Annotated in this window: 8 protein-coding genes; 2 read left to right on the top strand and 6 right to left on the bottom strand. The window is 71.9% G+C overall.

The annotated features are described in order from the left end of the window. Positions 1-544: 544 nt before the first annotated feature. The gene (locus IEY98_RS32060) at positions 545-1,126 is read left to right on the top strand and encodes a snapalysin family zinc-dependent metalloprotease (protein WP_189214461.1); all 582 of its coding nucleotides are present in this window, start codon (positions 545-547) and stop codon (positions 1,124-1,126) included. A gap of 48 nt (positions 1,127-1,174) precedes the next feature. Here IEY98_RS32060 and paaZ read toward each other — a convergent pair whose 3' ends face one another. Then, positions 1,175-3,196 (bottom strand): phenylacetic acid degradation bifunctional protein PaaZ, encoded by a 2,022-nt coding sequence (gene paaZ / locus IEY98_RS32055; RefSeq protein WP_189214460.1) that lies wholly within the window; start codon positions 3,194-3,196, stop codon positions 1,175-1,177. A 324-nt stretch (positions 3,197-3,520) separates the two neighbouring features. Between paaZ and IEY98_RS32050 the strand changes: the two genes are divergently transcribed. After that, a complete protein-coding gene (locus tag IEY98_RS32050; RefSeq protein WP_189214459.1) occupies positions 3,521-4,246 on the top strand; it encodes a S1 family peptidase in 726 nt (241 codons plus the stop codon). A 45-nt stretch (positions 4,247-4,291) separates the two neighbouring features. Here the strand turns inward: IEY98_RS32050 and IEY98_RS32045 are convergent, their stop codons facing one another. The 5 genes from IEY98_RS32045 to IEY98_RS32025 form a co-directional block, all read right to left on the bottom strand. Continuing rightward, positions 4,292-4,906, bottom strand: a complete 615-nt coding sequence (locus IEY98_RS32045; RefSeq protein WP_189214458.1) for an HNH endonuclease family protein — start codon at positions 4,904-4,906, stop codon at positions 4,292-4,294. Positions 4,907-5,031: 125 nt separating this feature from the next. Next, the gene (locus IEY98_RS32040; RefSeq protein ID WP_189214457.1) at positions 5,032-6,645 is read right to left on the bottom strand and encodes a monocarboxylic acid transporter; all 1,614 of its coding nucleotides are present in this window, start codon (positions 6,643-6,645) and stop codon (positions 5,032-5,034) included. Next, positions 6,642-6,989 carry a DUF485 domain-containing protein gene (locus IEY98_RS32035; protein WP_189214456.1) on the bottom strand — a complete coding sequence of 116 codons (348 nt, stop codon included), beginning with the start codon at positions 6,987-6,989 and terminating at the stop codon, positions 6,642-6,644. The genes IEY98_RS32040 and IEY98_RS32035 overlap by 4 nt, the downstream gene beginning before the upstream one ends. A gap of 63 nt (positions 6,990-7,052) precedes the next feature. Further along, a complete protein-coding gene (locus IEY98_RS32030) occupies positions 7,053-8,813 on the bottom strand; it encodes a sodium/solute symporter (RefSeq protein WP_229787850.1) in 1,761 nt (586 codons plus the stop codon). Continuing rightward, the gene (locus IEY98_RS32025; protein ID WP_189214455.1) at positions 8,810-9,169 is read right to left on the bottom strand and encodes a hypothetical protein; all 360 of its coding nucleotides are present in this window, start codon (positions 9,167-9,169) and stop codon (positions 8,810-8,812) included. The genes IEY98_RS32030 and IEY98_RS32025 overlap by 4 nt, the downstream gene beginning before the upstream one ends. Positions 9,170-9,182 lie beyond the last annotated feature (13 nt).

The following is a 9,182-nucleotide window of genomic DNA, read 5'->3' as shown; positions in this document are numbered from 1 at the left end:
GAGTTCTCAAACAACACACGCTCAACCTCATCCGCCGCAGGCGACTTCCGAGGAAGGCTGGTATCGCTAGGTCTTGTTTGTCGCGCCCGTTCCGCTCTTTCCGGCCCGTGTCGCGCTGACAGAGAGAAAGTTACACCCCTGCCAAACCAGGATCAAATCGGGGGGTCGGTTAGCCGTCGAGCCGCCCCAGCCGGGCGCGGATTCCCTTGTGCGCCAAGGGAATCCCGAGCGCCCGTCGGCCCGCGCGCGCCACAACCGCCGAACTCGGGCGAACCGCGCAGAACGGGCGTCGGACGAACCGTTTTCGCAGTTCAACCGCCAGATGGGTGGCCTCCGGACGGGCTCGCTCATCACCGCCAGTGAGCGCGCACGAGGTTCCTGTGATCGCGGTCACTATCTCTACTGGGTGGATCACGCACCGGGTAGGGCTAACTACCGGAGGAGATCTACGTCGTCGCCGTCCCTTCGGCTGAGACCCCTCGCCCCTGCAGTCACCACGAGGTCGGCCCCCGTCCCGGGGCCGCTCAATTGAGGGAGTAGTCCCATGCTTCGACGCACCCTTGCGCTGCTGGTCACGAACGTGGCCCTCGGCGCAGCCCTGGTCGCGGGCATCACCGCGACCCCCGCCGCCGCGCAGACACTGCCGCCGTCGGCCTTCGCCACCACGCTCACATACGACGACTCGTACGCCGCCGAGTTCAAGGACGAGGTGGCCGCGGCCGTCCAGATCTGGAACAGCGCCGTCAGCAACGTCCAGATCGTCAAGGCCCAGCCCGGCCAGCGGGCGAACATCCGGATCCTGGCCGACAACGGCTGGCCGCGCGCCACGCTCGGCCCGGTGCGGTCCTACGGCAGCGTCACGGTCTGGATGGGCCGCACCGCCGTCAACCAGGGCTACAACGTGGTCCGGATCGCCACCCACGAGCTCGGCCACTCGCTGGGCCTGCCCGACCGGCGGACCGGGCTGTGCTCGGACCTGATGTCGGGCAGCTCGGCCCCGGTGAGCTGCGCCAACGCCCAGCCCAGCTCGGCGGAGCGGGCTGCGGTGGAGCGCAACTACTCCGGCTGGTACGGCACCAAGGTCGACAACAAGCCAGTGGTCATCACCGACGCCGCGGGCAAGTAGTCCGGCAATGACGAAGGGGGCCCGCGGCGCGGGCCCCCTTCCCCTGTGTCACGCCTTCGCGACCAGTGTCAGCACGTCGTACTGGGCCGCGATGGTCCCGTCCTGCTTGGTGACCTCGGCGTCCCAGCGGACCTCGCCGTAGTCGGCGTTCTCCCTCGGGGTGATCTGCTTGCAGGTGAGCGTCACGGTCAGCGCGTCACCGGGGTAGACCGGGGTGACGAACCGCAGGTTCTCCAGCCCGTAGTTGGCCAGCACCGGGCCGGGCTCCGGCGAGACGAACAGGCCCGCGGCGAAGGACACCACCAGGTACCCGTGCGCGACGATCCCGCCGAAGAGGGGGTTGGCCGCCGCGGCGTCGGGGTCGGTGTGCGCGTAGAAGGTGTCGCCGGTGAACTCGGCGAAGTGGTCGATGTCGGCCTGGGTGACCTCGCGCGGGCCCGCCACCACCGCGTCGCCGACGCGCAGCTCGGCCAGCGTCTTGCGGAACGGGTGCACGTCCTCGCGGCGCGGCGCCCCCGCCGCCCACTGGCCGGTGATCGCGGCGAGCACCTTCGGGCTGGCCTGCACGGCGGTGCGCTGCATGTGGTGCAGGACGGCGCGGATGCCGCCCATCTCCTCGCCGCCGCCCGCGCGGCCGGGGCCGCCGTGGACCAGCGGCGGCAGCGGCGAGCCGTGCCCGGTGGACTCCCTGGCGTCGTCGGTGTCGAGCACCAGGACGCGCCCGTGCCAGGGGGCGACGCCCAGCACGACGGACGCGGCGAACTCCGCGTCCCCGGTGACGACCGAGCCCACGAGGCTGCCGTGCCCGCGCGCGGCCAGCTCGACGGCGTGCTCGGCGGAGTCGTACGGCAGCAGCGTGGCCACCGGGCCGAACGCCTCCACCTCGTGCGGCTCGGCGCGGTCGGGGTCGGCGCGCAGCAGGACCGGCGAGAGGAACGCGCCGCGCTCGGGGTCGGCGTCGACCACCTCGACCCGCTCGGGGTCGCCGAAGACGACCTGACCGGCGGCGGTGAGCGCCTTCAGCGAGCGGCGCACCTCCTCGCGCTGCTCAAGGCCCGCGAGCGCGCCCATGCGCACGTCCGGGTTCGCCGGGTTGCCGATCACGACCTTGGCCAGGCGCTCCGCGGTCGCGGCGGCGACGTCGTCGATCAGCTCGGCCGGGACGAGCGCGCGGCGGATGGCGGTGCACTTCTGCCCGGCCTTGGCGGTCATCTCGGTGACGAGCTGCTTGACGTACAGGTCGAACTCGGGGGTGCCGGGGCGGGCGTCGGGGCCGAGGATCGAGCAGTTGAGCGAGTCGGCCTCGGCGTTGAACCGCACGGCGTGGCGGACGACGGCCTCGTGGGTGCGCAGCCGCTGCGCGGTGGACGCCGAGCCGGTGAAGGCGACCAGGTCCTGCGGGGTGAGGTGGTCGAGCAGGTCGCCCGCGCTCCCGCAGACGAGCTGGACGCTGCCCTCGGGGAGGATGCCGGACTCGACGATCAGCTCCACCAGGCGCGCGGTGAGGTAGGCGGTCTGGCTGGCGGGCTTGATCAGGCTCGGCACGCCTGCGACGAAGGCGGGGGCGAACTTCTCCAGCGGCCCCCACACGGGGAAGTTGAACGCGTTGATCTGCACCGCGACGCCGTGCAGCGGGGTCAGGATGTGGCGGCCGAGGAACGTGCCGCCCTTGCCGAGCGGTTCGACGGCGCCCTCGACGTAGACCTTGGCGTTGGGCATCTCGCGCCTGCCCTTGCCGCTGTAGGCGAACAGCACGCCGATGCCGCCGTCGACGTCGATCAGCGAGTCGCGCTGGGTCGCGCCCGTGCGCGCGGAGAGGGCGTAGAGCTCGTCCTTGTGCTCGGTGAGGTGCAGCGCGAGCGTCTTGAGCAGGGCGGCGCGCTGGTGGAAGGTCAGCTCGCGCAGCGCCGGGCCGCCGGTGCGCCTGCCGTGGTCGAGCGCGGCGGCCATGTCGATCCCCGCGCTGGAGATCCGGGCGATCTCCTCCCCGGTCACCGCGTCGTGCAGCGGCGCCCCCTCCGCGGTGGGGGTGTGCCAGTGTCCGCCGACGTAGCTGCGCAGCAGCGCCATCGAGTTCGCCTCCCGTGCTCGCGGCGGCAGGTCGTTGCCGCTCGTCGGGGCAATGCTAGTCCCGGATCATCCCGATCATCGAGATATTCACCCCCGTCATTTGTCGGGGTCAACCGGGAATGGTGTGAACAACCGGCACTTGCATCACCCAGCCGCTGCTGTAAAAGTTGCGAACGGGCCATTATCGTTCCGGTGAAAGCGGCAAACCCGCAGGTCCAGACCCGGCGACCTGCCGGGGTTGCCGCAATCGCGGTATCGCTGGTGACCCATTTCCCGATTCATCCCTGCCTAGCGGAGCGATCCGCGGAATCGAGAAGTAATTCCATGAAGATGACGAAGCTGGCACTGGCCGTCACCGCGGCCGCGTGCACGCTGCTCGGCCTGGCCCCCGCCGCCACCGCGGCTCCCGCCGCGCCGCCCGCCGGTGACCACGAGGTCACACCGATGATCATCGGCGGCGGCTACGCGAGCAACGCCCCGTGGGCCGCCCGCCTGTTCTCCAACGGCCGCGAGACCTGCTCGGCGAGCATCATCGCGCCGCAGTACGTGCTGACCGCGCGCCACTGCGTGTCCGGTGGCGGGATCAGCTTCCGCATCGGCAGCCTCGACCAGCACTCCGGCGGCGTGGTGGCCAACGCGGTGCAGATCTACCGGCACACCTCGGACCTGGCCATCGCCCGGCTCGACCGGTCGGTGAACGCGACCTACGCCCCGCTCGGCACGACCTCGGACGTGGCCGTCGGGCAGAACGTGCAGATCTACGGCTGGGGCGCGACCTCGCGCTGCGGCTCGGAGATCAACTGCCAGTCGCGCTACCTGAAGGTCGCGACCGTGCGGGTCCAGTCCACCACCGCCAGCGACGCCTACGGCGGCCTCGCCATCCGCGCCTACCGCGTCGACGGCATCGCCGCCGGTGGCGACTCGGGCGGCCCGATGATGGCCAACGGCCGCCAGGTGGGCGTGGCCTCGACCAGCGACCGCCAGTCGGTCACCAACTACACGAACGTCACCCGCTACCGCAGCTGGATCTCCAGCATCGCGGGCGTCTGACGGCCGTTCTCGGTGATGGCGGGGCCGCTGCGCGCGGCCCCGCCATCAGCACGTGTTGAGCATCCGGGCGAGCTCGGCGTGCTCGACGGGGTCGACGGAGAGCCGGTAGCGGGCCTTGATCGTGACGTAGCGGGTGGCGTAGTCGCACCAGTGCCCGCGCACGGGCCGCCACCGGCCGGGGTCGTCGTCGCCCTTGCTCTGGTTGGACCGGGCGGTGACGGCGACGAGGTTGTCCTGGTCGTTGTAGAAGGTCTCCCGCTCGTCCTTGGTCCACCGCCGCGCGCCGGAGCGGTTGGCCTCGGCCAGCGGCACGATGTGGTCGATCTGCAGGTCGCTCGCGTCGTCGACGGCCACGCCGTCGTAGGGGCTGGTCCAGCAGTCGCCCTGGGGGCAGGTGGGCCTGCACTGCGCGTCGACCTTGAGGCCGCGGCCGTCGCGGGCAAGGACGCGCTCGCGGGTGTTGCACTTGCTGGCGGGGTCGTAGTCCCAGTCGCCCCAGTCGGCGCGGCGGTAGTGCGCCCCGGTGTCCTCGGGCCGGGGCTCGCCGAGGTCGGCCAGGGCGGGCGGCGGTTCGGAGGCGGGCGGCGGTTCGGGGGCGGTGACGGGGAGCGAGCAGCCCGCGACCAGGGTCAGCAGGGCGAGCGATAACCGGGACGGCATGCGTCCACTGTTACGTGATCAGTCGCCGGGGTGGAAGCTCGATGTGATCACAGCGGTGGCGATGGTGACGGCTCCCGCCCGCCGTGCTCGGGCGGGCGGGAGCCGTCGGCTCGCTTGCGGCGTCCTCAGTGGACGACCGCCTTCTCGGCGCCCGCGCCGGTCAGCGCGCGCACCTCCATCTCGGCGTACTTCTTCTCGTCGGCCTTGCCGCCGATCACGGTGCCCAGCCAGCCGAGGACGAAGGCGACCGGGATCGAGACGATGCCGGGGTTGGCCAGCGGGAACCAGGCGAAGTCCGCGTCCGGGAACATCGCGCTGGCCTTGCCGGAGACCGCGGGCGAGAAGACGATCAGCAGGACGCAGACCGCCAGGCCGCCGTAGATGCTCCAGAGTGCGCCGCTGGTGTTGAAGCGCTTCCAGAACAGCGAGTACAGGATCGTCGGCAGGTTCGCCGACGCCGCGACCGCGAAGGCCAGCGCCACCAGGAACGCGATGTTCTGGCCGTTGGCGACGATGCCGCCGACGATGGCGACCGCGCCGATGACCACCGCGGTGATCCGGGCGACGCGGACCTCGGCGTTCTTGTCGTCGACCTGGCCCTTCTTGATGATGTTGGCGTAGATGTCGTGGGCGAACGACGCCGACGCGGTGATCGTCAGGCCCGCGACGACCGCCAGGATCGTGGCGAAGGCGACGGCGGCGATGAAGCCGAGCAGCACCGGTCCGCCGAGGGCCTGGGCCAGCAGCGGCGCCGCGGAGTTCGCCCCGCCGGGCGCGGCCTTGATGGCGTCGGGGCCGACGAGCGCGCCCGCGCCGTAGCCCAGCACCAGGGTGAACAGGTAGAAGATGCCGATCAGCCAGATGGCCCAGACCACCGAGCGGCGGGCCTCCTTGGCCGTGGGCACGGTGTAGAAGCGCATCAGGATGTGCGGCAGGCCGGCGGTGCCCAGCACCAGCGCCAGGGCCAGCGAGATGAAGTCCAGCTTGCTGGTCTCGGTGGCGCCGTAGGCCTTGCCCGGGTTCAGCAGCGCCTCGCCGCCGTTGGCCGCGCCGGTCTCGACCGCGCCGCCGAGCAGCGCCGAGAGGTTGAAGCCGAACTGGGCCAGCACCCAGATCGTCATGGCCAGCGCGCCGGTGATCAGCAGGGCGGCCTTGATGATCTGCACCCACGTGGTGCCCTTCATGCCGCCGACCAGCACGTAGACGATCATGATGATGCCGACGGCGGCGATGACGACGGCCTGGCCGCCCGCGCCGGTGATGCCGAGCAGCAGGGCGACGAGGCCGCCCGCGCCCGCCATCTGGGCGAGCAGGTAGAAGAACGACACGACCAGCGTGGACGTCGCCGCCGCCGCGCGCACCGGGCGCTGCTTCATGCGGAACGCCAGGACGTCGCCCATCGTGTACTTGCCGGTGTTGCGCAGCAGCTCCGCCACCAGCAGCAGGGCGACGAGCCAGGCGACGAGGAAGCCGATGGAGTACAGGAAGCCGTCGTAGCCGTTGAGCGCGATCGCGCCCGCGATGCCGAGGAACGACGCGGCGGACAGATAGTCCCCGGAGATCGCGACGCCGTTCTGCGGGCCGGTGAACGAGCGGCCCGCGGCGTAGTAGTCCGCGGCGGTCTTGGTGTTGCGGCTGGCCCGGAACACCACGATCAGCGTGATGACGACGAACGCGCCGAAGATGCTGATGTTCAGGATGGGGCTGTTGCCCTCCACCCCTTGCGCGAGGGTCGTCATCCCTGGTCCTCCCCGACGGACTCGCGGAGCTTCTGCGCCAGCGGGTCGAGCTTGCGGTTGGCGTAGCGGACGTAGAGCGTGGTGATCAGGAACGTGGAGACGAACTGCAGCAGCCCGAGCACCAGGCCGACGTTGATGTTGCCGAGGAGCTTGGTGGACATGAACTCCGGCGCGTAGTCGGCCAGCAGGACATACAGCAGGTACCACACCAGGAACAGGGCGGTCATCGGGAAGACGAACGTGCGCAGCCGCCTGCGCAGTTCGACGAACTCCGCACTGGACTGGACCTCGGTCCACTGGTCTGCGTTGTCTGGGGGCCGAGCCTGGGACTCGGTGGTGCTCATGCGCGCCTCCTCCGACGGGGTGGTCCGCGTCACGCTAGGGAGGGCGCACGGCCGCTTGAAGCGTCAGCGGTCCAAACGACGGGTGATGCGACGAACGGCAGACGAGCGGCGCGCCGACCAAGACGAGTGGCCCAGGTCACGTCCGCGGTGCGCCGACGGGGCGTGCCGCTCCCCCAGGTGCAGGCGCAGCATGGCCGCGCCGGACCACGCGGGCGGACGGCCGAACAGCGACACCACCACCATGGTGGCGAAGGCGAGCGGGACCGACCAGGGCGCGGGCTGGGCGATCAGGATCGACAGCCAGCCATCGACCGGCGGCGCGAACAGCGTCGCCGCGATCGCGCCCGCCGAGGCGAGCAGACCGGCGGAGACGCCTGCGAACGCGCCCGCGACCGTCAGCCGCGACCACCAGATGCCCAGCACCAGCAGCGGGCAGAACGTCGAGGCCGCCACGGTGAAGCCCCACGTGACGAGCACGCCCGCGTCGATGCGCGCGGACGGCAGGGCCAGCAGCACGACGACCGCGGCCGCGCCGATCACGGTGAAGCGCAGCCGGGCCAGCCCGCCGGGCAGCAGGTCGTGCGAGATCGCGCCCGCCACGACCAGCAGCAGGCCCAGCGAGGTCGCCAGGAACGCGGCGAACGCGCCCGCGGTGAGCAGCCCGGTGAACACCGGCCCCCACGGCCCGGCGTCCACTTGGGACGGCAGCGCCACCACGGCCGTGTCCGTCGCCCCCGACAGGTACAGCTGCGGGACCAGGACCTTCGCCAACGTCCCGTAGATGCCGGGAAACAGGTAGAAGACGCTGAGCAGGGCGACGGTGAGCGCGGCCGTGCGGCGGGCGGCGCGGCCGTTGGGGCTGGTGTGGAAGCGCATCAGCACGTGCGGCAGGCCCATCGTGCCGAGCATGGTGGCGACGAGGACGGCGAGGGTGCCCAGCAGCGGGTAGCCCGCGTCGCGCAGGTCCAGCAGCGGCCGCTGCCAGCCCTCGGCGCCGGGCGGGGACCCGCCGCGCACGCCGGGCACGGGCGCGCCGTCGGCGAAGACGATGGTGGTGCCCTGCGGGACGGCGAACTCCCCCGGCGGCAGCACCGACATGCTGCCGTCCGCGGTGCGCACGGAGGTGGGCTCGTCGAGTTCGAGGGTGACCTCCAGCTCGAACGCGACCGGGGTGTCCCGCGCGAAGTGGGTGAACTCGACCGGGTGCACTGCCTCGTGCCGGACCTGCGGGCCGACCGCGATCAGCAGCCAGATCGCCGGGATGATGAACAGCACCAGCTTGAACACGAACTGGAACGCCTGCACGTACGTCGCCGCGCGCATCCCGCCGAGCGCGAGGGTCATCGCGGCGGCGAACGCGGCGATGACGACGCCGACCCAGTACGGGCTGCCGCCGACCGCGCTGAGCACCAGGCCCGCGGTGCGGAACTGCGGCACCAGGTACAGCCCGCCGATCACCAGCACCACCACCGCGGCCAGCCTGCGCAGCGAGGTCGAGGCCAGCCGCGCCTCGGCGAAGTCCGGCACGGTGACCGCGCCCGAGCGGCGCATGGGCGCGGCGACGAGGGCGAGCATGGCGACGTAGCCCGCGGTGAACCCGACCGGGTACCACAGCGCGCCGATGCCGTCCTTGACCACGAGCCCGGCCACGCCCAGGAACGACGCCGCCGACAGGTACTCCCCCGACACCGCAGCGGAGTTCAGCAGCGGCGAGACGCGGCGGGAGGCGATGAGGAAGTCGGAGGTGGTGCGCATGGCCGCGACCCCGCGCAGGCCGATCAGCAGGGTGACCAGGACGACCGGCACGACCGCGAAGACGATCACGGGTCGGGCTCCGCGGTCTCCTCGGCCTTCTCCGCGCGGCGCAGCTGCCACCAGGAGAGGGCGACCATCGCCGGGTACGGCGCCAGCAGCGCCAGCCACGACACCGGGATGCCGAGCAGCCGGACGTCGTCGAGACCGGGGTAGGCGCGCAGCAGCAGGGGCAGGCCGACCATGAGCACGAGCAGGGCGGCGACGGCGGAGACCGCGCGCACCCGCTGCGCCTTGTAGACCGCCAGCGCGCGGCGCGCGTCGGCCGGGTCGAGCGCGGGCGGGCGCCAGGACGTGCGGTGCCTGCGGCGCGCGTGCGCCAGCCGGGTCTGCGGGCTGGTGACGACCTGGCGCCGGTGCGGGCTCACCGCGGCCCCCGCC

Source organism: Actinokineospora fastidiosa (assembly GCF_014648415.1).
Lineage (GTDB): Bacteria > Actinomycetota > Actinomycetes > Mycobacteriales > Pseudonocardiaceae > Actinokineospora > Actinokineospora fastidiosa.
Note: the sequence above shows the minus strand (reverse complement) of the source record. Positions and strands in the feature narration are given on the sequence as shown.